This window comes from Streptococcus suis (assembly GCF_002964045.1).
Lineage (GTDB): Bacteria > Bacillota > Bacilli > Lactobacillales > Streptococcaceae > Streptococcus > Streptococcus suis_U.
Genome location: NZ_POPB01000368.1, coordinates 16693 through 39903 on the forward strand (window position 1 = coordinate 16693; position 23211 = coordinate 39903).

Annotated in this window: 18 protein-coding genes and 2 pseudogenes; 18 read left to right on the forward strand and 2 right to left on the reverse strand. The window is 41.3% G+C overall.

Going from position 1 to position 23211, the window contains the following annotated elements; all coding sequences use genetic code 11:
- Positions 1-43: 43 nt before the first annotated feature.
- Positions 44-889 (reverse strand): nucleotidyl transferase AbiEii/AbiGii toxin family protein, encoded by an 846-nt coding sequence (locus C1E99_RS09175; protein WP_001030299.1) that lies wholly within the window; start codon positions 887-889, stop codon positions 44-46.
- Complete coding sequence (locus C1E99_RS09180; RefSeq protein WP_000037237.1) at positions 886-1476, reverse strand: type IV toxin-antitoxin system AbiEi family antitoxin domain-containing protein; 591 nt, start codon at positions 1474-1476, stop codon at positions 886-888. The genes C1E99_RS09175 and C1E99_RS09180 overlap by 4 nt, the downstream gene beginning before the upstream one ends.
- 280 nt (positions 1477-1756) lie before the next feature.
- Here C1E99_RS09180 and C1E99_RS09190 point away from each other — a divergent pair, with 280 nt between their 5' ends.
- From C1E99_RS09190 to C1E99_RS09285, 18 genes and pseudogenes are all read left to right on the forward strand, one after another.
- Entirely contained in the window at positions 1757-6652 is a 4896-nt protein-coding gene (locus C1E99_RS09190) for an SspB-related isopeptide-forming adhesin (RefSeq protein ID WP_105207353.1), read from the forward strand.
- Positions 6653-6844 (forward strand): calcium-binding protein, encoded by a 192-nt coding sequence (locus C1E99_RS09195; protein ID WP_014636288.1) that lies wholly within the window; start codon positions 6653-6655, stop codon positions 6842-6844.
- On the forward strand, positions 6828-7379 hold the full coding sequence (locus C1E99_RS09200) for a hypothetical protein (RefSeq protein WP_105207354.1): 552 nt from the start codon (positions 6828-6830) through the stop codon (positions 7377-7379). The genes C1E99_RS09195 and C1E99_RS09200 overlap by 17 nt, the downstream gene beginning before the upstream one ends.
- Positions 7380-7428: 49 nt before the next feature.
- The gene (locus tag C1E99_RS09205; RefSeq protein WP_105207355.1) at positions 7429-13356 is read left to right on the forward strand and encodes an SNF2-related protein; all 5928 of its coding nucleotides are present in this window, start codon (positions 7429-7431) and stop codon (positions 13354-13356) included.
- A complete protein-coding gene (locus C1E99_RS09210) occupies positions 13337-13711 on the forward strand; it encodes a TnpV protein (RefSeq protein WP_001129922.1) in 375 nt (124 codons plus the stop codon). Before C1E99_RS09205 ends, C1E99_RS09210 begins: the two co-directional genes overlap by 20 nt.
- A gap of 366 nt (positions 13712-14077) precedes the next feature.
- Complete coding sequence (tet(O/W/32/O), locus tag C1E99_RS09215) at positions 14078-15997, forward strand: tetracycline resistance ribosomal protection mosaic protein Tet(O/W/32/O) (protein ID WP_105207356.1); 1920 nt, start codon at positions 14078-14080, stop codon at positions 15995-15997.
- A gap of 51 nt (positions 15998-16048) precedes the next feature.
- A complete protein-coding gene (locus C1E99_RS09220) occupies positions 16049-16222 on the forward strand; it encodes a cysteine-rich KTR domain-containing protein (protein ID WP_011528024.1) in 174 nt (57 codons plus the stop codon).
- Positions 16223-16709: 487 nt separating this feature from the next.
- Complete coding sequence (locus C1E99_RS09235) at positions 16710-17222, forward strand: sigma-70 family RNA polymerase sigma factor (RefSeq protein ID WP_105207357.1); 513 nt, start codon at positions 16710-16712, stop codon at positions 17220-17222.
- A gap of 95 nt (positions 17223-17317) precedes the next feature.
- Positions 17318-17749, forward strand: a complete 432-nt coding sequence (locus tag C1E99_RS09240) for a sigma-70 family RNA polymerase sigma factor (RefSeq protein WP_009265004.1) — start codon at positions 17318-17320, stop codon at positions 17747-17749.
- Positions 17750-17825: 76 nt separating this feature from the next.
- Positions 17826-18116: pseudogene (locus C1E99_RS09245) on the forward strand (sigma-70 family RNA polymerase sigma factor); the annotation flags it as partial.
- A 3-nt stretch (positions 18117-18119) separates the two neighbouring features.
- A pseudogene (locus tag C1E99_RS09250) lies at positions 18120-19624 on the forward strand (recombinase family protein); the annotation flags it as partial.
- Positions 19621-20721 (forward strand): toprim domain-containing protein, encoded by a 1101-nt coding sequence (locus C1E99_RS09255; RefSeq protein ID WP_000196860.1) that lies wholly within the window; start codon positions 19621-19623, stop codon positions 20719-20721. The pseudogene C1E99_RS09250 and the gene C1E99_RS09255, both read left to right, overlap by 4 nt.
- 27 nt (positions 20722-20748) lie before the next feature.
- Positions 20749-20976, forward strand: coding sequence for a DUF5965 family protein (locus C1E99_RS09260; protein WP_105207358.1), 228 nt, complete (start codon positions 20749-20751; stop codon positions 20974-20976).
- Positions 20973-21362, forward strand: a complete 390-nt coding sequence (locus C1E99_RS09265; protein ID WP_105207359.1) for a DUF5945 family protein — start codon at positions 20973-20975, stop codon at positions 21360-21362. The genes C1E99_RS09260 and C1E99_RS09265 overlap by 4 nt, the downstream gene beginning before the upstream one ends.
- A 50-nt stretch (positions 21363-21412) precedes the next feature.
- Positions 21413-21703, forward strand: a complete 291-nt coding sequence (locus C1E99_RS09270) for a hypothetical protein (protein ID WP_000667951.1) — start codon at positions 21413-21415, stop codon at positions 21701-21703.
- A 69-nt stretch (positions 21704-21772) separates the two neighbouring features.
- Positions 21773-22249 (forward strand): type II toxin-antitoxin system antitoxin PezA, encoded by a 477-nt coding sequence (pezA, locus tag C1E99_RS09275; protein WP_000578719.1) that lies wholly within the window; start codon positions 21773-21775, stop codon positions 22247-22249.
- On the forward strand, positions 22249-23016 hold the full coding sequence (gene pezT, locus C1E99_RS09280; protein ID WP_001235242.1) for a type II toxin-antitoxin system toxin PezT: 768 nt from the start codon (positions 22249-22251) through the stop codon (positions 23014-23016). The genes pezA and pezT overlap by 1 nt, the downstream gene beginning before the upstream one ends.
- A 69-nt stretch (positions 23017-23085) precedes the next feature.
- Complete coding sequence (locus C1E99_RS09285) at positions 23086-23169, forward strand: 23S rRNA methyltransferase attenuation leader peptide (RefSeq protein ID WP_001814874.1); 84 nt, start codon at positions 23086-23088, stop codon at positions 23167-23169.
- The last annotated feature ends 42 nt before the right edge of the window (positions 23170-23211 follow it).

A 23211-nucleotide genomic window follows, 5' to 3' on the forward strand; every position in this document is an offset into this window, starting at 1 on the left:
AATGAATAAATGTTAGCATATCTTTTGTGTTTTTTTGTCACGATTAATCAGAATTTATAGAAATGAGAACTGTTATGAGACGAATCATCTCATCAAGAACATCTGCAAGTGAAATCCCTTTTGTATAGCTATATTTTTTTGAATAATTTTGCCATTGTTTATTCTGAATAGGGTCAGATTTGAACCTCTCGAGTAGTTCAATAATCTTTACAAAATCGAGTTCTGTTTCGCGATATGAAAATGTTCTCTGACAGGCATTTCTCAACTGAATGAAGTCAATGTCTTCTTTCTTCAGTTTGGAAAGAATATAAACATCGTAAAAATCTTTGCTTCTACTGTTCAAGAAGTTACGTGAATAGATGGTTTGAAGTTTTTCAGCTAGAATTGTTTCAATTGTATAAGCAATGATTGGAAAATTGTCTTCATCAAAAATAGCTTTATAGTCGTATGTAATCGGCTGAGGAGTTACAACATCACCTGTCGCAATATCCAAATGGATAACTTGTTTAATATTCTCAAGTTGGCACGAAATTGTTGCTCGATAGCCACCATAGTCATCACTTTCTTTAATAGCTGTGATTGATTGAATCACAAAAGATATACCTTCTTCGGAATCTGCTAAAATTTCCTTGAGTTGCTGTTTAACAGTTTCTTCTGAGAGTGTTATTTGATGGAATAAAAAGTCAATATCAACAGTGCTACGAGATTCAACTCCGATGACATTCGAAAGTAGGAATCCTCCTTTGAAGATATAGTGATTTGAATAAGAACTTTGACTTAATTTTTTCAAAATGACTTCTAGGAAGTAATAGGTCATGACGGAATTAAAGGTTAAACCAGTATTCTTTGATATTTTATGACAGAGTGCTGTTAATTTAGCTTTGTTCATATTAGAACCTCCAGAGTTTGTTTAACTTTTTCTAAAGTATTCATTTTTGTCGCATATTCATAGAGTTTTGCTAGATTTTTTTTAGGATAGTTCCCATAAGATTGAAGTGTCTTGACAAAGAGTTCGGAATCAATCTTTTCTCGATGTATTACAAAATCACAAATAATACGTTCAAAATCATATACCCTTACGTTGTTTCCCAAAGGAGTAGGTACAGTAGTCATTCCCAGCTCGCTGTATTCTTTAGAGACAAAGTGAATATTTAGATTAGCTGGAGGAGTATTAAAGCGGTAGCCTCTAGGAACTGTCACATCAAAATATTGTGGAATTTCATCTGTAAACTGTTGTAGATACAGTGCCGAAATATAAGAGAAAATAGCCTTAGGAAAACGATATTGAAAGAAGTAGTATTCATCATAGTCTCCGTTTTGGGTTAGGAAAATACCTTTTTCAACTCGGAAGATAATGCCTTCTTTCTCTAGTCTTGTCAGATATATTGTTGGAATACCTAGTGCTTTACAATCTTTGTTTGTGACAATTCCATTGTTCTTTTCTATAAAATCGAGTAGAATCTCTTTTTTTGACATGCTTACTCCTTCGATGTTGCTTTTATACGACAATTTTACAACATTTGTAGTGTAAAAGCAACATATTCTTTTCCCCTTATTGTATTGTGATAACAAAATCAAGCCTTCTTTTTTATGATGGTATTGAACTTGGGCTACGAGCTGTACAAAAAAGAGAGTTTCTCCTAGAACGGAAAGTTCTTCGTCAAAACTCCTATTTTTGTCGTGCTCGCTTAACGCCCTCGTATCTAATAAAGAGTGACAGTTTGTTGCTACATAAAAAAGAAAAGAAGGACTATTTATGACCAAAACATGTAATCATCACTTTCTTGTCAATCAGGAAAAAGGCGAGAAACACGTCTTTCGCAAGAGTAAAAAATATCGCACTCTATGTTCCGTTGCCCTTGGAACCATGGTGACAGCTGTTGTTGCTTGGGGAGGAACGGTTGCACATGCTGATGAAGTCACATCATCAGTTGACACCGCCATTCAACGAACGGAGAATCCAGCCACGAATTTACTAGAAGCACAGCCAAACCCTGTATCTGAACAAACTGAAAGTTTAGGGTCAACTGGGCAATCTAACGGTGCAATTGCAGTCACCGTACCGCATGATACGGTAACACAAGCAGTTGAAGATGCAAAGGCTGAAGGTGTTTCTACTGTTGAAGATAGTCAAATGGATTTGGGCAATACGACATCTGCGACTGAAACCAACCAACAAATTTCAAAAGCAGAAGCAGATGCCCAAAACCAAGTTGTGGCTATCAATGAAGTTACTGAAACCTACAAAGCTGACAAAGCGACATACGAATCGAATAAAGCCCGCATTGAACAAGAAAATAGGGAGCTGTCACAGGCCTACGAAGAGGCCAACCAAACTGGTAAAGAGACAAATGCTTGGGTTGATACCAAAGTCAATGACCTAAAAACTCGGTATGTAGATGCTGATGTGACAGTAAAAGAACAAGTAGTTTCATCAGGAAATGGGACATCTGTCCTTGACTATACAAACTATGGCAAGGCTGTTGAAACCATTCAATCAACTAACGAACAAGCTGTAGCGGATTATCTAACAAAGAAAACAAAGGCAGATGATATTGTTGCGAAAAATCAGGCCATTCAAAAAGAAAATGAAGCTGGACTTGCTAAGGCAAAGGCAGATAATGAAGCCATTGAAAGGCGTAATCAGGCTGGTCAAGCAGCTGTAGATGCTGAAAACCGTACAGGCCAAGCCGCAGTTGATCAGGCTAATCAAGAGAAACAACAATTCGTTTCAGATCGTGCAGCCGAGATTGAAACCATTACTAAACGAAATCAAGAAAAAGAAGCCACAGCCAGAAAAGAGAATGAAGCGATTGATGTCTATAATGCCAAAGAAATGGAACGCTATCAACGTGACTTGGCCGAGATTTCGAAAGGTGAAGAAGGTTATATTTCTGAAGCCCTTGCTCAAGCTCTAAATCTAAATAACGGTGAACCCCAAGCACAACATGGGGCCATTACCCGAAATCCTGATCAGATCATTTCAACTGGCGATGCTATGCTGGGGGGCTACTCAAGAATTTTGGATTCAACAGGCTTCTTTGTCTATGATAGCTTCAAAACAGGTGAGACTCTTAGTTTTAACTATCAAAATCTTCAAAATGCTCGATTTGATGGGAAAAAGATTAGTCGTGTGAGTTACGATATTACCAATCTTGTGTCACCAGCTGGAACCAATTCCGTAAAATTGGTTGTACCAAACGATCCTACCGAAGGCTTTATCGCCTACCGAAATGACGGAAATGGTGACTGGCGAACAGATAAGATGGAGTTTCGTGTAGTTGCTAAGTATTTTTTGGAAGACGGCTCACAAGTTACCTTCTCCAAAGAAAAACCAGGTGTCTTCACGCATTCTTCCCTCAATCATAATGACATTGGTTTAGAATATGTTAAAGATTCATCTGGGAAATTTGTGCCGATTAATGGCTCAACCGTTCAAGTGACTAATGAAGGTCTGGCCCGTTCGTTGGGTTCCAACCGTGCAAGTGATTTGAATTTACCTGAGGAATGGGATACCACATCAAGTCGTTATGCTTATAAAGGAGCTATTGTCTCAACAGTTACATCAGGAAATACCTATACAGTCACCTTTGGGCAAGGCGATATGCCACAGAATGTTGGTTTGTCTTACTGGTTTGCCTTAAATACCCTACCAGTGGCACGTACAGTAACACCTTATAGTCCCAAACCTCACGTAACGGTGGAACTTGAACCCGTTCCAGAACCTATTACGGTAACACCAGATGTCTATACACCAAAAACTTTTACACCAGAAAAGCCTGTAACCTTCACGCCAAAGCCTTTGGAAGAAGTGGTGCAGCCTAGTCTAACTTTGACCAAGGTAACCTTACCTGTCAAACCTATTCCAAAAGAACTTCCAACGCCACCACAAGTACCCACTGTCCATTATCATGCTTACCGTTTGACGACAACTCCAGAGATTATGAAAGAAGTGGTCAACAGTGACCAAGCTAATCTTCATGAGAAAACTGTCGCAAAAGATTCAATGGTGATTTATCCCTTAACAGTTGATGCCTTATCGTCCAATCGTGCTCAAACGACTAGTCTCATTTTTGAGGACTACTTACCTGCTGGTTACCTATTTGATAAGGAAACAACACAAAAAGAAAATGGAAACTATGTCCTTAGCTTTGATGAGAATAAGAATTTTGTGACCTTAACCGCAAAGGAAAACTTGTTGCAGGAGGTAAATAACGATTTAACCAAGGTTTATCAACTGACCGCTCCAAAACTCTATGGTTCTGTTCAAAATGATGGGGCAACCTATTCCAATAGTTACAAACTCCTTTTGAACAAGGGCACAACCAATGCTTACACAGTCACTTCAAATGTGGTGACAGTTCGTACACCAGGTGATGGTGACACAACTACTCATATTACACCTAACAAGAACAATGAAAATGCGGATGGTGTTCTCATCAATGATACAGTCGTAGCTCTTGGTACAACTAACCACTACCGTTTGACATGGGACTTGGACCAGTATCAGGGAGATCGTTCTGCTAAAGAGACCATTGCACGTGGCTTCTTCTTTGTGGATGATTACCCAGAGGAAGTGCTTGATGTGGTGGAAAATGGCACGGCTGTTACTACCCTTGATGGTCAAAAGGTATTAGGAATAACGGTTAAAACCTATGCTTCGTTAAATAATGCCCCAAAAGACCTTCAAGATAAATTAGCTCGTGCCAAGATTACACCGACAGGTGCCTTTCAAGTCTTTATGCCCGATGACAACCAAGCATTTTATGACCAGTATGTGAAAACAGGTACATCTTTAGCTTTACTGACCAAAATGACGGTTAAAAATAGTCTCTACGGTCAGACAAAAACCTATACAAACAAGGCTTACCAAGTAGATTTCGGCAATGGCTATGAAACCAAGGAAGTGACCAACACACTTGTTTCTCCAGAACCTAGGAAACAAAACCTCAATAAAGACAAAGTGGACATCAATGGTAAGCCCATGCTAGTGGGAACTCAAAATCACTATACTCTCTCATGGGATTTGGACCAATACCGAGGGATTAAAGCAGACAAGTCTCAGATTGCACAAGGTTTTTACTTTGTGGATGATTATCCAGAAGAAGCTTTATTGCCGGATGAAGCAGCAATTCAGTTTATCACATCTGATGGTAAAACAGTTTCAGGAATCATGGTGAAGGCTTATTCTCGATTATCAGAAGCTCCTAAATCTTTACAAGAAGCCCTTTCTAAACAAAAAATTCAGCCTAAAGGAGCTTTTCAAGTTTTCATGCCTGAGGACCCACAAGTCTTTTTTGAATCTTATGTGACCAAGGGGGAGAATATTACCATTGTCACTCCGATGACGGTTTTGGAAACCATGCTTAATTCAGGGAAGTCTTATGAAAACGTGGCCTATCAGGTGGATTTTGGCCAAGCTTATGAAACCAATACGGTGACTAATTTCGTCCCTAAAGTAACTCCACATAAGTCTAATACCAATCAAGAAGGCATTTTAATTGATGGAAAGACTGTCCTTCCGAATACAGTCAATTATTACAAAATTGTCTTGGATTACAGTCAATACAAGGACATGGTCGTGACGGATGATGTTCTTGCCAAGGGATTTTACATGGTAGACGATTACCCAGAAGAAGCCCTTACCCTAAATCCTGATGGCATTCAAGTTTTGGATAAGGATGGCAATCGTGTATCTGGTATCTCTGTCAGCACCTACGCTAGTTTGTCAGAAGCTCCGAAAGTCGTCCAAGATGCCATGGTTAAACGTCAGTTTACACCTAAAGGAGCCATTCAAGTTCTTAGTAGCGATGATTCAAAAGCCTTTTATGATACCTATGTGAAGACTGGTCAAACCTTAGTTGTCACGCTTCCGATGACGGTAAAAAATGAGTTGACCAAAACAGGTGGTCAGTATGAAAATACAGCCTATCAGATTGATTTTGGTTTGGCCTATGTCACGGAAACAGTGGTTAATAATGTTCCAAAATTAGACCCACAAAAAGATGTGGTGATCGACTTGTCTCATAAAGATGACAGCCTTGACGGGAAAGAAGTGGCCTTGCATCAAACCTTTAACTATCGCTTGGTTGGAGCATTGATTCCAAGTAATCGTGCGACTGATTTATTTGAATATGGTTTTGAAGATAACTATGATGAAAAGCATGATGAGTATAATGGTGTTTATCGCAGCTATCTGATGACGGATGTCACCCTCAAAGACGGTTCTGTCTTAAAAGAAGGAACGGAAGTCACGAAATATACCTTGCAACAGGTAGATACAGAAAATGGCCTAGTGTCAATTTCATTTGATAAATCCTTCTTAGAGACTATCTCTGATGATTCAGCTTTTCAGGCAGATGTTTACCTGCAGATGAAACGGATTGCGACTGGTCAGGTGGAGAATACCTATCTCCATACAGTGAATGGCTATGTCATCAGCTCAAATACAGTTGTAACACATACACCTCAACCTGAAGAACCAAGTCCAAATCAACCCACACCACCTCAACCACCAATTGAGACTATTGAAGCGCCTGTTTCAGCAAGCATTTTGCCAAATACAGGGGAACAGGAATCCCTTTTGGGCTTGATTGGAGCTGGTATTCTACTTGGTACGGCTTATGGACTGAAGAAAAAGGAGGAGAAGTAGATGAATCCAAAAAGCATTTATGAAAAGGATTCAGACCAGGATGGTCTGACAGATGCTCAGGAACTGGCTTTCGGAACCAATCCGCAGTCTGTTGACACAGATGGTGATGGTCAAGCTGATTTAGAAGAGCTACAATCTGGACATTCACCATTAGTCCCACAAAAGGAGTTGTGTGATGGCTTGGAACTTTGACACCATGAAAGAGGCTTTGTCTGAAATGGAGAAGGTCGATTACCAAGAGTTTATCAAAGCCTTTCTCTCTTTGGAATTAAGTATTTCTGATAGAACAATCCTCAATCAGGTTTATCAAGATTACATGGATGAGGATGACCTATCCTTGATTAGTGATGAGCTACGAGTTAAAGTTGATAGTTATCAGGATGAAGTACAGGCAGATATGACTGACATTCTGGAAAAGTTGTACCGAACAGGTGAAGGCTCTAGTTTTATTATGGATTTAATGTCCTCAAATAGTCTCTCAGACACCTTGGAACAGTATGAGGTTTTGGATAGTGACGATTATTCACCACTTAGCCTTGAAACCTTACAGGCCATGATCCAACAGGACTTAGCTATTTCCAGTCAGGATTATTTTGGAGATCTGGTTCACCTTGCCTTGCAAAAAGATTTACTAGACCAGAAAAGTCATTTCTTACAACACTATGTGGCAACTGTAATGGAAGGTATTCCACAAGAAAGAGACCAACGAGCCATGGTCCTAGATTAACGCAAAGGGCTGAGAAAAACTCTCAGCCTCTTTTAAAATGGGAGGGAAAATGAATCAAGAAGTCTTACTACAAATGATGAGAGCCAGCATTCCTCGTGATAGAGCCCTGCTTGAGGCGTTTTTATATTACCAAGCAGAGCATTTTGATGAGGAGTGGGATAGTCTTATTCGTCAGTTTATGACCAATAGGCAGGGAATCAAAAGATCTGTTCAGGTACTTCACTTTGAGACAGATGTTTCAGCTTTTGTCCAGGCTAGTCCTTATGATACTGCTCATGATCTATTGACCTATACACAAGTTTTCGGCCAAACTGGTCTTCAAAAACTAGAGAAACTATCGCCGTCTGAAAAAGACTTGGTGATAGAAGTGGCCTTGTTCAATCTGGCCACTCGTTTTCAACTATTAGACTCAAATGGACACTACCAAACTATTTCACCAGATTCTCTATTACAAAAGAGTAGGGGAGCTAATTTGGTCAATGTTTATCGTGTGGCTAATAATTTAGCGGATCGGATCAGCCGAGATATTGAACAGTTTCTCTTGACTTACGAGCCTGAGCTTGAAACAAGAGCTGATGAAACTGTTGATGAGCATAAAACAAGTGTTCAGCAGGCAATATCTTTTCGAGAAAAGGGCACTCTGGTTATTGCTAGTTTGGATGTAGATTTATCTCAACTGGATGTTCAAACAGGAAAAACCAGTCATCTGCCAGCCTATGAAGAGTTGTCATTACGACGTAAATTTGAGATTCTAACATATTTTGACCAAATTCGAAATGAACGTTCCAAAGTCCCAAGTTTTAAACGAGGTGATTTTGACACTGAAATGGAAATGACACCAATCTTTGAGGGCGAGGAGATACTTACCTATCTAGAAGCTGGTGGCAGTCCCTATGAGCTGAAACGAACGCTGACTACAGTCGAAGAAAAGGAATTAGAAAAAATTGGACAAGTCATTAGGATAGAAAATCAAGAAAAATTGACTCAGCTAGGGATTGAACTATCTCAGTTTGAATCAGACCAAGTCGATATTTTATTGGATGCAGCAGGTCGTTTTCGTTTGAAAAATGCGGACCTTGCTTTACTAGGTGGCTATCCCAAAGCCTCGGTAACTCAACTAGCCCTTGCGACAGAACTACTCCAAATGGGACTAAGTCATGAAAAGGTTGAATTTTTCTTTGGTAGTCAGCTTTCCCTTGGAGAGTTGCGACAAGTTGCCTACGCCTTTTTACACCAAGAACTCAGCAGAGAAGATGCGGAGCAATTTGAAAAAAATAAAGGTAATCAGTCAGATTTAACCCTCAGAGATTGGAAGAGCAAGCTAGTGAAAGCTGAGAGAAAAGAAGTAGTTGATGAAGAATTTGCGGAAAATCCACTGGTTCAGAGAGTATTGGACACTTATCCTCTGGGGTCATTGGTTTCCTATAAGGGACAGGACTTTGAGGTCATGTCGGTCAGCGATGCTCGATTGAACGGTTTGATTCGGATTGAGTTAGTCAATGACTTTTCGGATATCATTGAACAAAATCCAGTTCTTTATTTGAGGACCTGGGAAGAAGTCAGTCAGTCACTTCATCAGCCAAAGGCAGAACCACAAACAGAGTTAGAAGAAGCGGACCAAGGATTAAACCTATTCTCATTTCTGGAAGAGGAGCCAGTTCAGAGTATTGGACTATTGGAACCAGATAGTTCAGAAATAGGTCATAACGATACTGATCTTGAAGAATCAGATAGTCAAATTCCTGAAGAGGTAGTAGTCGAAACAATTCCAGAGATTCCAGTAATGGACTTTTATTTTCCAGAAGATATGACGGACTTTTATCCAAAGACTGCTAGAGATAAGGTTGAGACAAACATTGCGGCTATTCGTTTGGTAAAAAATCTAGAAGTAGAGCACCGCAATGCTTTACCAAGTGAACAAGAACTCCTTGCCAAGTATGTAGGCTGGGGTGGACTAGCCAATGAATTTTTTGATGACTATAATCCAAAATTTTCTAAGGAACTAGAAGAATTGAAAAGTCTAGTCACTGATAAAGAGTATTCGGATATGAAACAGTCTTCTCTGACAGCCTATTATACAGACCCTGCCCTTATCCGTCAGATGTGGGTTAAGTTGGAAAGAGATGGTTTTAAAGGTGGCAAAATCCTAGATCCTTCCATGGGAACAGGGAATTTTTTTGCAGCAATGCCCAAACACTTAAGAGAAAAGAGTGAGTTATATGGTGTGGAATTAGATACTATTACAGGAGCTATTGCCAAACACCTTCATCCAAATAGTCACATTGAAATTAAGGGCTTTGAGACGGTGGCTTTTAACGACAATAGTTTTGATTTGGTGATTTCAAATGTGCCCTTTGCCAATATACGAATTGCGGATAACAGGTACGATAGGCCTTACATGATTCATGACTACTTTGTCAAAAAGTCACTTGATTTGGTCCATGATGGTGGACAAGTAGCGATTATCTCTTCCACAGGAACTATGGATAAGCGAACAGAAAACATCTTACAAGATATTCGTGAGACAACTGAATTTCTTGGTGGGGTTCGACTGCCTGATTCTGCCTTTAAGGCCATTGCGGGAACGAGTGTCACAACGGATATGTTATTCTTCCAGAAACACTTAGACAAGGGATATGTGGCAGACGACTTAGCCTTTTCAGGTTCCATTCGTTATGATAAGGATAGTCGCATTTGGCTCAATCCTTATTTTGATGGGGAATACAATAGCCAAGTGCTAGGAACCTACGAGGTCAGAAATTTTAACGGCGGAACACTTTCTGTTAAGGGGACTAGTGATGACTTGATTGCCAGTGTCCAAACTGCTCTAAATCAAGTAAAAGCCCCAAGAAAGATTGATAGAAATGAGGTCATCATTAATCCAAATGTGTTGACCAAACAAGTCATTGATACTTCCATTCCAGTTGAAATGAGGGAGAATCTGGGTCAGTACAGTTTTGGTTACCAGGGTGCTACGGTCTACTATCGAGATAATAAAGGCATTCGAGTCGGAACCAAGACGGAAGAAATCAGTTACTATGTCGATGAAGAGGGCAACTTCAAAGCATGGGACACCAAACATTCTCAAAAACAGATTGATAGATTTAATAGCTTAGAAGTTACAGATAGCAGTGCTCTGGATGTCTATGTGACCGATGATGCAGCTAAACGCGGACAATTTAAGGGGTATTATAAAAAGACAGTTTTCTATGAAGCTCCTTTGTCTGATAAAGAAGTGGCACGAATCAAAGGAATGGTGGACATTCGAAATGCTTACCAAGAGGTCATTGCCATTCAACGCCATTATGACTATGATAAGAAGACCTTTAACCACTTGTTAGGCAAACTCAATCGTACCTATAATAGCTTTGTCAAACACTATGGGTATTTGAACAGTGCAGTGAACCGTAATCTTTTTGATAGTGATGATAAGTATTCGCTTCTTGCTAGTTTGGAAGATGAACGTCTGGATCCAAGTGGAAAGTCTGTTATCTATACTAAATCCCTTGCTTTTGAGAAGGCTTTAGTGCGTCCTGAAAAAGAGGTTAAAAAGGTACATACTGCCCTTGATGCCTTAAATTCGAGCTTGGCTGACGGACGTGGTGTTGATTTCGATTATATGATGTCTATCTATCAGGTTGAATCGAAGATGACCTTGATTGAGGAATTAGGCGACCTCATTATGCCTGATCCTGAGAAGTATTTGAATGGAGAATTGACCTATGTTTCTCGCCAAGACTTTCTGTCAGGGGATGTCGTTACCAAGTTAGAAGTGGTGGACCTATTTGTCAAACAAGACAATCAGGACTTTAATTGGTCACATTATGCAGGGCTACTAGAAACGGTCAAACCAGCCCGCATTACTTTGGCAGACATTGATTATCGAATCGGTTCACGCTGGATTTCTTTGTCTGTTTACGGAAAATTTGCCCAAGAAACCTTTATGGGGAAAGCCTATGAACTGTCAGACCAAGAAGTAGCAACAGTCCTTCAAGTCAGTCCCATTGACGGGGTTATCACTTACCAATCGAAGTTTGCCTACACCTATTCCAACGCAACGGATAGGAGTTTAGGTGTCCCTGCTTCACGCTATGATAGTGGTCGAAAAATCTTTGAAAACCTCCTGAATTCCAATCAACCAACCATCACAAAACAAGTTGTCGAAGGGGATACGAAAAAGAATGTGACGGATGTAGAGAAAACAACAGTCCTGCGTGCCAAGGAAACACACCTACAGGAACTCTTTCAAGATTTTGTAGCAAAGTATCCAGAAGTCCAACAGATGATTGAAGACACCTATAATAGGCTCTACAATCGTACAGTATCAAAGACCTATGATGGTAGCCATTTAACCATTGATGGACTTGCTCAGAATATCTCCTTACGCCCTCACCAAAAGAATGCCATTCAACGGATTGTGGAGGAGAAACGTGCCCTACTAGCCCATGAGGTAGGGTCTGGAAAAACCTTGACCATGCTCGGAGCTGGTTTCAAGTTGAAAGAATTGGGGATGGTGCATAAACCTCTTTATGTGGTCCCTTCTAGTTTGACTGCCCAGTTTGGTCAAGAAATCATGAAATTTTTCCCAACCAAGAAAGTCTATGTGACCACTAAGAAAGACTTTGCCAAAGCCAAACGCAAGCAGTTTGTGTCTCGGATTATTACAGGGGACTATGATGCCATTGTCATTGGGGATTCCCAGTTTGAGAAAATACCGATGAGTCGTGAAAAACAGGTCGCCTATATCAATGACAAACTCGAGCAACTCCGAGAAATCAAGCTAGGAAGTGACAGTGATTATACGGTGAAAGAAGCGGAACGTTCAATTAAGGGATTGGAACACCAGTTGGAAGAACTCCAAAAACTGGAGCGGGATACCTTTATCGAATTTGAAAACCTTGGCATTGATTTTCTCTTTGTGGATGAGGCTCATCACTTTAAGAATATCCGTCCAATCACTGGACTTGGGAATGTAGCTGGCATTACCAACACAACTTCAAAAAAGAACGTGGATATGGAAATGAAAGTGAGACAAGTTCAGGTAGAGCATGGAGATAGAAATGTTGTTTTTGCGACAGGAACGCCAGTCTCAAACTCCATCAGTGAACTTTTCACCATGATGAATTACATTCAACCTGATGTTTTAGAGCGATACCAGGTATCCAATTTTGACTCATGGGTTGGGGCTTTTGGGAATATCGAAAACTCTATGGAACTAGCCCCGACAGGTGATAAATACCAACCTAAGAAACGGTTCAAGAAATTTGTCAATTTGCCTGAACTCATGCGAATCTACAAGGAAACTGCCGATATTCAGACATCAGACATGCTTGATTTACCTGTTCCTGAAGCTAAGATTATTGCGGTGGAAAGCGAGCTAACGCAAGCTCAGAAATACTATTTAGAAGAGCTGGTAGAGCGTTCAGACGCTATCAAGTCAGGTAGTGTTGACCCAAGTAGAGATAATATGTTAAAGATAACCGGGGAAGCTAGAAAACTAGCTATTGATATGCGGTTGATTGACCCTGCTTATACCTTAGCGGACAATCAGAAAATCCTTCAAGTAGTTGATAATGTCGAGCGGATTTACCGTGAAGGAGCTGAAAACAAAGCCACTCAGATGATTTTCTCTGATATTGGAACCCCTAAAAGTAAGGAAGAAGGTTTTGATGTTTATAATGCACTGAAAGCTTTGCTGGTTGATCGAGGGATTCCAAAAGATCAGATTGCTTTTGTACACGATGCCAATACCGATGAGAAGAAAAATTCTCTCTCACGCAAGGTCAATAGTGGGGAAGTACGAATTCTCATGGCTTCTACGGAAAAAGGTGGAACGGGGCTAAACGTGCAATCACGCATGAAAGCTGTTCACCACTTAGATGTTCCTTGGAGGCCTTCTGATGTAGGACGGATTTTGCGGACATTCAAAATAAAAAAGAATGTGGAGGTAACAGACAATGGCAAAATCATTATTTGAGGAACTGGGCGGCAAATACGAAAGGCAAGGGGATTATTTGATACCGTGCTTAACTGTACCCGCCGAAGAAGAACAGGCAATAGGCATCTGGGGGCAACGGCATTTAGATTATCTAAAACAGTACCGTAAAGTTACATACACCAATCTTCTTACAAGCGGCAGGCTAAACGCCTACCTTGCCGACATCAACAGACAGGCACAGGAACGCTTTGAAAGGCTCATAGAGGGTATGAAACAGGCACAGGGCATAACGGAACAGCTAAAGGCAGAAAACGCCTTAGAATGGACAGGATGCCTCAATAACATAAGGGCTTGTGCGAGGGAGATTGTGGAAAAGGAAATTATTTTTGCATAAACAGATGATTAGTGGCAGGGGGAAATCCTGCCGCTTTTTCTGCTTTAGTTTGTCAGCTTGACAAATAAAGGGTTAAGGAATATAATTAGATTCAGTATTATACAAGGAGTTAATAAATATGCGGCAAGATATTCTTAAATAAACTGTCAATTTGATAGTGGGAACAAAAAGTAGCAGTCCCGTTTCACTTTTAATATGGGGCTTAGTTTTTTGTACCCAGTTTAAGAATACTTTTATCATGTAATTTTATATGCCCGAAAACATATAAGTGTTTTGGGGCTATTGGAGTTATTTACCCAGTGATAGGAGTATTTATCACTGGGTATTTTTATGCCCTTTTTTGGGTGTTGATAGGAGGAAAATCACATGAAAATAATTAACTTAGGCATTCTGGCTCACGTTGACGCAGGAAAGACAACATTAACGGAAAGTTTATTGTATACCAGTGGTGCAATTGCAGAACCAGGGAGCGTAGATAAAGGCACAACAAGGACAGATACAATGAATTTGGAGCGTCAAAGGGGAATCACTATCCAGACAGCAGTGACATCTTTTCAGTGGGAGGATGTAAAAGTCAACATTATAGATACGCCAGGCCATATGGATTTTTTGGCGGAGGTGTACCGCTCTTTGGCTGTTTTAGATGGGGCCATCTTGGTGATCTCCGCTAAAGATGGCGTGCAGGCCCAGACCCGTATTCTGTTCCATGCCCTGCGGAAAATGAACATTCCCACCGTTATCTTTATCAACAAGATCGACCAGGCTGGCGTTGATTTGCAGAGCGTGGTTCAGTCTGTTCGGGATAAGCTCTCCGCCGATATTATCATCAAGCAGACGGTGTCGCTGTCCCCGGAAATAGTCCTGGAGGAAAATACCGACATAGAAGCATGGGATGCGGTCATCGAAAATAACGATAAATTATTGGAAAAGTATATCGCAGGAGAACCAATCAGCCGGGAAAAACTTGTGCGGGAGGAACAGCGGCGGGTTCAAGACGCCTCCCTGTTCCCGGTCTATTATGGCAGCGCCAAAAAGGGCCTTGGCATTCAACCGTTGATGGATGCGGTGACAGGGCTGTTCCAACCGATTGGGGAACAGGGGAGCGCCGCCCTATGCGGCGGCGTTTTCAAGGTGGAGTATACAGATTGCGGCCAGCGGCGTGTCTATCTACGGCTATACAGCGGAACGCTGCGCCTGCGGGATACGGTGGCCCTGGCCGGGAGAGAAAAGCTGAAAATCACAGAGATGCGTATTCCATCCAAAGGGGAAATTGTTCGGACAGACACCGCTTATCCGGGAGAAATTGTTATTTTAGCTGATGATACTTTGAAACTGAACGACATTCTAGGAAATGAAAAACTCCTGCCTCATAAAACACGGATTGATAATCCCATGCCATTACTTCGGACAACGGTAGAGCCGCAAAAGCCGGAGCAAAGGGAAGCCCTGTTAAATGCCCTCGCAGAGATTGCTGATACAGACCCTCTTTTGCATTTTGACATTGATACTGTTACACATGAGATTATGTTATCTTTTTTGGGAAAAGTACAGTTAGAAGTTATTTGTTCGCTATTAGAAGAAAAATATCATGTGGGCGTGGCTATGAAAGAGCCTTCGGTTATTTATCTGGAAAGACCGCTTAGAAAAGCAGAATATACCATCCACATAGAAGTCCCGCCAAATCCTTTCTGGGCTTCTGTCGGGTTGTCCATAGAGCCGCTCCCTATTGGAAGCGGAGTGCAGTATGAAAGCAGAGTTTCACTTGGATATTTAAATCAATCGTTCCAAAATGCGGTTATGGAGGGGGTTCTTTATGGCTGCGAGCAGGGGCTGTATGGATGGAAAGTGACAGACTGTAAAATCTGTTTTGAATATGGATTGTATTATAGTCCTGTAAGTACCCCCGCAGACTTTCGGCTGCTTTCCCCTATCGTATTGGAGCAGGCTTTAAAAAAAGCAGGGACAGAACTATTAGAGCCATATCTCCACTTTGAAATTTATGCACCGCAGGAATATCTCTCACGGGCGTATCATGATGCTCCAAGGTATTGTGCAGATATTGTAAGTACTCAGATAAAGAATGACGAGGTCATTCTGAAAGGAGAAATCCCTGCTAGATGTATTCAAGAATACAGGAACGATTTAACTAATTTCACAAATGGGCAGGGAGTCTGCTTGACAGAGTTAAAAGGATACCAGCCAGCTATTGGTAAATTTATTTGCCAACCCCGCCGCCCGAATAGCCGTATAGATAAGGTTCGGCATATGTTCCACAAGTTAGCTTAACAGCTTGCAAAAGTCATATAAAATGAGATTTGAAAGGATTAGAGACTAATTATGATGAAATGCGAATGGATATTGTGTCCTGTTTGTGGGAGCAAAACCCGTAATAAAATTAGGAAGGACACTGTTTTGGAGAATTATCCCCTTTATTGTCCAAAATGCAGACAAGAAAGCTTGATTAAAGTTGACAACTTGAAGATAACTGTCATCAAAGAGCCAGACGCTTAAGACGCAGAGCCGATGAAATTGTGGAACAATTCACGAATCATCGGCTCTTTTTGTTTCGTATTTGAAAGAACAAACTCACCAAATAAAAAAAACGATATTCGGGTGGGTTATTTTGTTATACCCTAAATTACCCTCTGAATTTGTTTTTAAATTTGGAGGGATTTTTTTATGTCCTTTTTTCGGGCAGTTATCTATCTGCTCATACGAAGCAAAATTTATCAATACATAGCATATCAGAGAACGGCAGGAAACCAGTTAAAAAAATTTCTGCCAGTGCAACGGTACTTCTCACCTTGAAAGTAGAAGTACAATCTCCATACAATAGAATTACTATTTCCTATAACCGTAAAGGTCACAGAGCCTTTGCGGTTTTTCTTTTGTCGATTTTTGTTGGAAAGTGCCGTAGGGCTGTTTCTGATATGCGGTGTCGTTCTCCGCCTCTCCATCTGGATTTTTTACATTTCAAAAATTCAGATGGGAGGTATTTATGGTGAAATATGCACCAAGAAAGGTATATATCAGAGAAAGTGGCGGCTATGTGGAATTATCCTACACGGAGTTCTGCCGTTGCAGGGAATCCGACCAGACCTATATGGACAAGCTGTTTATCCCCATTCAAGGCTGTCTGCTTGAAGTCGTGAGGGAGCAATACACAGACTTCTACCGTGACAAGGAACGGTGGCGTTATCTGCAAAAATTAGATACAAAGAATAGACTGCTATCTCTCGACGGATTTACGGACAGCGAGGGGAAGCCTTTAGACTTTATCGCTGATGAAGCGGCGGACATTGCGGAAACCGTTGTCAATGCGGTTATGGTGGACAGGCTGAAAGCCGCCCTGCCTTTGCTGTCGGATAGTGAACAGGAATTGATACAGGCAATCTTTTTTGACGGACTTTCTGAGCGTGAAGTCGGGGCGAGGTTCGGCATAACCCAGAGCGTTGTGAACAAACGCAAAGCCAGAATCCTAAGAAAACTAAGAAAGATAATAGAAAATTAAAATTTAAGGCGTTCAGCCCCCTTGTTTTTTCCTTTGGGAAAATGAGGGGGTTTTTCTCTGCCCTCTCAATCAATTCTGATTGGAGGAAAAGAAGCATGGCATATAACCACGGACGGGAGGACAGGAAATGGCGTATCTGGAAAGAAGCGGAGGAAAAGCTGCTGCGTGAGTGCGGCGTTGATGAAGCGACCATTGAGCAGATACGCATTGCGGACAGGGCAGACTTCAATTCCAACAGGCGGTTTTACCGATGGACGAATGACGTTGCGGAATACCTTGAGGACATGGCAGACAGGGAGCGGCAGACGGAGGTGGGTACGGTTGCGGAGTTACTGGACGAGATTGAGAGCGAAAATCTTTATCAAGTATTAGTCACGGTGGACGGACGTACCTTGAAAATCGTCCTGCTGAAAATGCAGGGGTATTCCACAAAAGAAATTGCCCCGCTCGTGCATTTGACGACTGGTGCTATTTACGCAAGGTTAGACCATCTGCGGAAGAAGCTACGAAAATTTTATAGCGTCTAAAACAGCCTGCCGTCCTGCGGGCTACTGGGTGAGGGATGGAAATCCCCTCACTCATTTTTTGCAGGAGGTAAGCAGGATGACATACAGAGTTAAGGCATACACGCTTCGGGAGGAATCTACGGAAAGCAGCACAAGGTATTTTATCAGCTTTAAGGACGGGCAGGGCAAATCCCACGAGTTGGAAGTGTCGGAACAGTTCTTTATGGAGTTTCGGCAAATGGAACGCAGGAACAGGAATCTTCTCCAATGGGACGAGCGGCACAGGGAGTTTTCGGAAGTATGGGACGAAACCCTTTACAGACGGGCGTTGCGTGTGCCTAAGAGCCTTGATGAACGCATGGTTGAGGAAGAACGGAATGAAACGCTCTAAATGTATTCTGCCGATGTGTCAGTCAAGATAAAATCGGCATATCGGGCGAGGTTTCAACAGGGGAAATTCATGGGAACTACCGCCCCTTATGGCTATATCAAAGACCCTGCCGACCACAACCATCTGCTGATAGATGATAAAGTGGCACATGTTGTAAAAGAGATATTCGACCTTGCATTAAAAGGGAATGGAGTTGCCAAAATTTGCAGACATCTTAATAAACAGCATATCCTACGCCCTGCCGCTTATGCGGTGGAGCAAGGGGCAACAGGCTATGAGCGGTACTTTGAGGATAACGAGGAAAACCGTTATATTTGGAGCGAGAACAGCGTGAGGGGCATTTTAAGAAGCCCGATATATGCGGGCAACCTTGCAGGCTACAAGCGGATTGCAGCCAACATGAAAAGCAAGAAACGCCCCTCTAAGCTGCCCGAAGAATGGGAAGTGATACCAGACACCCATGAGGGGATAGTCACGCAGGAGGAATTTGACACCGTACAGCAGCTTATGACGAGCCGCAGGCGGGAGCAGAACGCAGGGGGATTTGAGAATATCTTTTCGGGCGTTATCAAGTGTGCGGACTGCGGCTATGCGATGCTGGCGGCGAGTGCCAACAGGAGGAAACGCCCCGACATCATCGACTGCGTACAATACACCTGCAATAATTATGGCAGATATGGCAATGTTATGTGTACCGCACACAGCATTGAAGCGAGGGACTTATTCAATGCCGTCCTTGCCGACATCAACCGCTTTGCGGATATGGCAGTGAATGATGAAAAGGCGGTCAGGGCCATAGAAAAGCGGCTCACGGAAACAGACCAGAGCAGGGCGAAAGCATTAGAGAAAGAACGTAAGAAGCTGAACAAACGCCTTGCGGAACTGGACAGGCTGTTTTCCTCTCTCTACGAGGATAAGGTCATGGAGCGTATTACCGAGCGGAATTTTGAGATGATGTCGGGGAAATACCAGAAAGAGCAGCTTGAAATTGAAGCAAGGCTGAAAGAGGTGACGGAAACTCTTAATGAAAGCTACGAGAAATCACGGGGAATCCGTGACTTCCTCGCCCTTATCCGAAATTATCAAGGCTTAAAAGAACTGGATGCAACAGTTATAAACGCACTCATAGACAAGATACTTGTTTCGGAGCGTGAGAAGATGGCAGACGGAACAGTGAAGCAGGAAATCAAGATTTACTATAAATTCATCGGCTTTGTCGATGAATTACATATCATACCTACAAAACGGTGGGCAGCAATGCCCGCTAAAAATTGTACGGTGTGCGGCGTTGAATATGTCCCGGGCTCTGGTGCATCAAGGTATTGTCCTGCTTGTGCCAAGAAGATACGGAGGGAGAAATCAAACGAGAGCAAACGCAGGAGCAGAGAACAGAAAAGGATAGCATGTATGAACTGTCCGCAAAAAATGACCGACTGAACTACGACAAGCGAGAACAACTAGCAGGAGAAAGTCTTCTGCTTTTTTTTGATAGGGAGGAAAGATGACACGAATTAAAGCAGTAAAACAAAAGGCCATTTTAGATGTTGCTGAGAGTCTGGGCTGTTCCTTCAGACGTTTATCAGGACACATTTATGAACACCCAGACCATGATTCCTTTCGGATTTTTGCCGATACCAATACTTTCAAATGGTTTTCAAGAGATATACAAGGAGATGTAATTGACTTTGTTCAATTAGTGACAGGTGTTTCTTTCAAAGAGGCTGTATCCTATCTTGAAACTGGGGATTTTGAACAAGTTAAGTTGATAGAAGAAACTTATCAACCATTTCAATACTATTTGCATGAAGAACCCTTTCAGCAAGCACGTACTTACTTGCAAGTCGTCCGTGGCCTAAGTGATCAGACTATTAATACCTTTGGCAGACAAGGATTGCTTGCTCACGCTACTTATCAATCGGAGCCCGTATTAGTGTTAAAAAGCTATGACCACAACGGGACCTTACAGGCCGCAAGCCTTCAAGGTCTCGTCAAAAATGAAGAAAAACACGATCGAGGTTATCTCAAAAAAATCATGAAAGGATCTCATGGCTATGTCGGTATTAGTTTCGATATTGGGAATCCTAAGCGACTCATTTTTTGTGAATCAGTTATCGATATGATGAGTTATTATCAGCTTTACCAAAAGCAATTATCCGATGTTCGCCTGATTTCAATGGAAGGTTTAAAACTTTCTGTGATTGCTTATCAGACCTTGCGTCTAGCAGCAGAGGAACAGGGGAAATTGGCATTTCTAGATACAGTAAATCCAAGCAGACTTAGTCATTATCTTCAGGCAATACAAGAGACGACAACCTTCTTCCAAACTCATTCAAATGCATTAACATTGGCTGTTGATAACGATGAGGCAGGAAGAGAATTTTGTCAGAAACTGTCAGATAAAGGACTTCCGCTTTCTCAAGATTTACCACCATTGCAAGGACTTGAAACAAAGTTAGATTGGAATGATATTGTGAAACGACAAAAGGAATTATCTTTAAGAGATCTTATCCAGTCAGCCCAAACAAAAGTCATTAGAGATCATCCTCCACCTAAACGAGAGCACACTTTTGATGTGATAACAAAATCAAGTCCGCTATCATAATCTAGAATGTGACAAGGAGGACAGCCTATGAGTGTGATTGAACGTCTAGCTGAAAAAGTAGCTAGGCAAGAAGAAAAGGTCTCACGTGAGACGGAGAAATTGGAAAACTATCGTGACCAACTACAAACAGCTATGTACAGCACCTTTATCAAACGGCAACAATCTAGTCAGTTGTCATTTCATGAAGCACTAGAGAAAGCCTTTGGTAAAGAAACCACACTACACCCAGATTACAGAAATGAGGATATAGAATGAGTAAAGCATGGAATTTTGATCAACCACTAGATGATGTGAAACCAACATCATCCCATGAAGAACGAGCTAAAATCGCAGCACTTTTCCATAAACAGGATGAAAAACCAATTGAAGAAGTAGATTATGTGGCTGCTTTTGAACAGCAACAAAAGGAGTCAAAATCTAAAGATGACCAAACGCCTGAATCAAAAGTTAAACAAAGTCAGCCGAAGAAAGTAAATATCACAAGCGACTATAAACAACACTTGGCAGACACTATTGCACAAAACAACAAGGATATTTCAGCCTGTCAAAAGCAAATTGAAGAACTTCATCAATTGATTGATGAAAAGAAAATCCAAAATAAAAAGTTGCAGGCTATTTCAGTAGCCATTGATGATTTATAAGTCAGGTAGTCCTATGCGGGCTACCTGACTTATAATTGAAGGAGAAGATAATGAAATTTTTTCAAAAGAAAAAACAGAACCAGGATCAATTTAAACGACTGATTCATCGACTATCAGAGATGTCAGATAGTGAACTAACCAAAGTAGAGCAACTCCTAGATGTGGTCTTTGATTCAAGTTTCAAGTCTAGTGAGAGAGTGGAAATATCTAGGGACATTATAACCGATGAGGAACAAATTCTTGATAAGTCAATCCAAGAAGCGAAAAATAAACTGAATACTGAGCAGTTGGAGAAGCGAATAGAGGAGTTTAAGCAATCGAAGAAACCTAAAAACGGATAATGCACCAAATATGGTGCGTTATCCGTTTTTTATGGTATAATGAAAGCAAATATGAGGAGGTCTTTATCTATGATCGGAGACAATATAAAATCACTACGCCGAACACACGATTTAACACAGCCAGAATTTGCGAAAATGGTTGGGATTTCACGCAATAGCCTGAGTCGCTACGAAAATGGTACCAGCACTGTTTCAACTGAACTCATCGACCGTATTTGTCAGAAATTTAACGTTTCTTATGTCGATATTGTAGGAGAGGACAAGATGTTAACACCTGTCGAAGATTACCATCTGACTTTAAAAGTAGAAGTGATAAAAGAACGTGGAGCAGCCATTTTATCAAAGCTTTATAGATACCAGGATAGTCAAGATATTGTTTTTGATGATGAATCTAATCCTTGGATTTTGATGAGTGATGACTTGGCCGAATTGATCAATACGAAAATTTACCTTGTCGCTACTTTCGATGAAATAGAGCGTTACAATGGCTATTTAGATGGTATAGAGCGGATGTTAGACATGGTGCATCATCGGGTGGTGGCTTAATGAGACTGGAAGAATTTAGTGAGGCTGAGTTTCAGAAGGCCTTGCAGCGAACCATTCGGGCCTTAACCCGAGGAAAGACGATTCCAGATCAACCGAAAGCTATCTTGCTTGGTGGACAAAGCGGAGCAGGTAAGACGACTATTCATCGTATCAAGCAAAAGGAATTTCAAGGTAATATCATTATTATCGATGGTGACAGCTACCGTTCTCAGCATCCCAATTACTTAGCCCTGCAAGAAAAGTATGGCAAGGATAGCGTGGACTATACCAAGGGATTTGCAGGAAAAATGGTAGAACAGTTGGTTGATGAACTCAGTACGCAAGGCTACCATTTGCTGATTGAGGGAACCTTGCGAACTACTCAAGTTCCTCGTCAGACTGCTCAATTATTATCTTCTAAAGGTTACCAAGTTTCCTTAGCAGTGATTGGTACCAAACCAGAGCTTTCTTATCTCAGCACCTTGATTCGTTACGAAGAGCTTTATGCCATCGATCCGACTCAGGCTAGAGCAACACCAAAAGAACACCACGATGGGATTGTTGAGAACTTGGTTGATAACTTGAGGGAGTTAGAAAGTGAAAATCTCTTTGACCAGATTCAAATTTATCAAAGAGATAGAACTTGTATCTATGATTCTGAAACTGCTGAAGGTTCCGCAGCAGAAGTGCTACAAGAATGCCTATTTGGAAAATGGAGCAAGGTAGAGGAGGAGATGGTGAAGGAGAGTGAACTCCTACTTAAGGAATTACTTGAGAAAAATAAATAAATTTTGTATAATAGGAATTGAAGTTAAATTAGATGCTAAAAATTTGTAATTAAGAAGGAGGGATTCGTCATGTTGGTATTCCAAATGCGTAATGTAGATAAAACATCTACTGTTTTGAAACAGACTAAAAACAGTGATTACGCAGATAAATAAATACGTTAGATTAATTCCTACCAGTGACTAATCTTATGACTT

Bases quoted from the DNA above. Each gene is read 5' to 3' on its own strand.
- C1E99_RS09205 (WP_105207355.1), top strand. From the start codon at position 7,429: ATGAATCAAGAAGTCTTACTACAAATGATGAGAGCCAGCATTCCTCGT.
- C1E99_RS09240 (WP_009265004.1), top strand. From the start codon at position 17,318: ATGGCATATAACCACGGACGGGAGGACAGGAAATGGCGTATCTGGAAA.
- C1E99_RS09260 (WP_105207358.1), top strand. From the start codon at position 20,749: ATGAGTGTGATTGAACGTCTAGCTGAAAAAGTAGCTAGGCAAGAAGAA.
- C1E99_RS09195 (WP_014636288.1), top strand. From the start codon at position 6,653: ATGAATCCAAAAAGCATTTATGAAAAGGATTCAGACCAGGATGGTCTG.
- C1E99_RS09235 (WP_105207357.1), top strand. From the start codon at position 16,710: ATGGTGAAATATGCACCAAGAAAGGTATATATCAGAGAAAGTGGCGGC.
- pezA (WP_000578719.1), top strand. From the start codon at position 21,773: ATGATCGGAGACAATATAAAATCACTACGCCGAACACACGATTTAACA.
- C1E99_RS09180 (WP_000037237.1), bottom strand. From the start codon at position 1,476: ATGTCAAAAAAAGAGATTCTACTCGATTTTATAGAAAAGAACAATGGA.
- C1E99_RS09220 (WP_011528024.1), top strand. From the start codon at position 16,049: ATGATGAAATGCGAATGGATATTGTGTCCTGTTTGTGGGAGCAAAACC.
- C1E99_RS09255 (WP_000196860.1), top strand. From the start codon at position 19,621: ATGACACGAATTAAAGCAGTAAAACAAAAGGCCATTTTAGATGTTGCT.
- C1E99_RS09270 (WP_000667951.1), top strand. From the start codon at position 21,413: ATGAAATTTTTTCAAAAGAAAAAACAGAACCAGGATCAATTTAAACGA.
- C1E99_RS09190 (WP_105207353.1), top strand. From the start codon at position 1,757: ATGACCAAAACATGTAATCATCACTTTCTTGTCAATCAGGAAAAAGGC.
- C1E99_RS09210 (WP_001129922.1), top strand. From the start codon at position 13,337: ATGGCAAAATCATTATTTGAGGAACTGGGCGGCAAATACGAAAGGCAA.
- C1E99_RS09285 (WP_001814874.1), top strand. From the start codon at position 23,086: ATGTTGGTATTCCAAATGCGTAATGTAGATAAAACATCTACTGTTTTG.
- C1E99_RS09265 (WP_105207359.1), top strand. From the start codon at position 20,973: ATGAGTAAAGCATGGAATTTTGATCAACCACTAGATGATGTGAAACCA.
- C1E99_RS09200 (WP_105207354.1), top strand. From the start codon at position 6,828: ATGGCTTGGAACTTTGACACCATGAAAGAGGCTTTGTCTGAAATGGAG.
- pezT (WP_001235242.1), top strand. From the start codon at position 22,249: ATGAGACTGGAAGAATTTAGTGAGGCTGAGTTTCAGAAGGCCTTGCAG.
- C1E99_RS09175 (WP_001030299.1), bottom strand. From the start codon at position 889: ATGAACAAAGCTAAATTAACAGCACTCTGTCATAAAATATCAAAGAAT.